Below are 2,029 nucleotides of genomic sequence, written 5' to 3' on the forward strand. Positions count from 1 at the left end.
TGTCGGTCTCCGCGCGGGCCGAGGCCCTGGCCGCGCTGGCAATGATGTCCATCAAGGCGACGTTCATGCGCCTGCGCAAGGCCGAGGGCGACCCCGCCCCGGTCATCGCGGAACTGTTCGACGAACTGCGAGACATCTTTGAGGAGGAATCCGCATGAGTGCAGCACCCGAAACTGCCGAGAAGGCACCGATCGTCTTGACCAAGAAGACGATCGTGCTGATCTTCTCCGCGCTCATGGCCGCCATGTTCCTGGCGACCCTGGACCAGACGATCGTATCGACTGCCATGCCGACGATCGTGGGCGAACTCGACGGCGTCGAGCATCAGGCCTGGCTGGTCACCATCTACCTGCTGGCGATGACCATCGTCATGCCGCTGTACGGAAAGTTCGGCGATATGTGGGGCAGGAAGGTCATCTTCCTCATCGCGATCGCGATCTTCGTCGTCGGCTCATTCGGATCCGGCATGTCGCAGAACTTCTGGGAGCTCATCGCCTGGCGCGGCTTCCAAGGACTGGGCGGCGGCGGTCTGATGATCCTGTCACAGGCCATCATCGCCGACATCATCCCCGCCAGCGAGCGCGGCAAGTACATGGGACCGCTGGGCGGACTGTTCGCGATCTCCAGTGTGCTCGGACCGGTCCTGGGCGGATTCTTCACCCAGCACATGGACTGGCGCTGGTGCTTCTGGGTCAATGTTCCCATCGGTATCATCGCCTTCTTCATCGCCCTCTTCGCGCTCAAGCTCCCGAGCCACAAGTCCGAGAAGAAGGTCGATGTCCTCGGCATCATCTTCATGATGGCAGCGACCTCCCAGCTGATCCTCGTGACCAGCTGGGGCGGCCACGACTACGACTGGAACTCGCCGACCATCATCTCCCTGATCATCGGCACCGTCGTCTCGGCGCTCCTCTTCGTCTACGTCGAGTCCAAGGTCAGCAACCCGATCATCCCGATCACCCTGTTCAAGAACCGGACCTTCGTCCTCTCGACGGTCATCGGCCTGCTGCTGGGCCTGGGCATGTTCTCGGCGATGGCATTCCTCCCGACGTTCATGCAGATGGCATCCGGTACGGATGTGACAGGTTCCGGGCTGCTCATGCTCCCGATGATGGCCGGCGTCATGCTGACCTCGATCGTCTCGGGCTTCATCGTGTCGAAGACCGGCAAGTACAAGATCTACCCGCTCTTCGGCACGCTCATTGCCGGTCTGGCGTTGGCGTGGATGACGACCATGACGGCCGATACCTCGATGGTCCTCATCGGCTGCATGATCTTCACCATGGGCTTCGGCCTCGGTCTGGTCATGCAGATCATCGTCCTCGTCATCCAGAACTCCGTGGCCCCGGAGATGGTGGGCACCGCGACCTCGACGAACAACTACTTCCGCGAGATCGGTGCCTCGGTGGGCACGGCGCTGTTCGGGTCGATCTTCACCTCCCGGCTGGCCGACAAGGTCGGCGACGCCATGTCGCAGGCACCCGGCGGTGCCGCTGCCGCCGGCGGTACGAGCACCGATTCGCTGACCCCGGAGTCCGTGTCCTCGCTGCCCGGGCCCATCCACGATCTGGTCGTCAATGCCTACGCGGATGCTCTGGCACCGTCGTTCTGGTACATGGTGCCGGTGTTCCTCGTCGCCTTCGTCCTCGCCTGCTTCCTGCCGCAGCTCAAACTCTCCGACGTCGCCGGCATGGTGGCTCGCGGTGAAGCTGTCTACGGTGACGATATGGGTGGTCCGAGCCGAGGCGTCGTGAACCCTTCGCCGGACTCGGCACCGGCCGATGGGCACAGTCCTCAGCGATTGAGCACGGTCAGCGTCGAGGTGGAACCAGGTGGCCAAGTGGAACCGGGCGACCACGCAGTTGCTCAGCACCGACCAGAGTTGGGAACGGATCCGCAGAAGGCAGAGTACCGCCTCAGGTAGGCGACCCTCCTCGCGGACACATTCGGGCGCCCCCAGGTGCACAGTCGGCGCCCGCAGTGTTTACCCCGGGTAACCGACCCACCGGCTGCGTCCCGGGCGGAGGGG

At 63.6% G+C, this 2,029-nt stretch carries 1 protein-coding gene; it reads left to right on the plus strand.

Features of this window, described 5'->3' with window-relative positions; translation table 11 throughout:
* Positions 1 to 154: 154 nt before the first annotated feature.
* Positions 155 to 1,924 carry an MDR family MFS transporter gene (locus L0G76_RS15925; RefSeq protein ID WP_304358104.1) on the plus strand — a complete coding sequence of 590 codons (1,770 nt, stop codon included), beginning with the start codon at positions 155 to 157 and terminating at the stop codon, positions 1,922 to 1,924.
* Positions 1,925 to 2,029: the final 105 nt, after the last annotated feature.

Origin of the sequence: Brevibacterium picturae, assembly GCF_030453725.1 — a bacterium.
Lineage (GTDB): Bacteria > Actinomycetota > Actinomycetes > Actinomycetales > Brevibacteriaceae > Brevibacterium > Brevibacterium sandarakinum_A.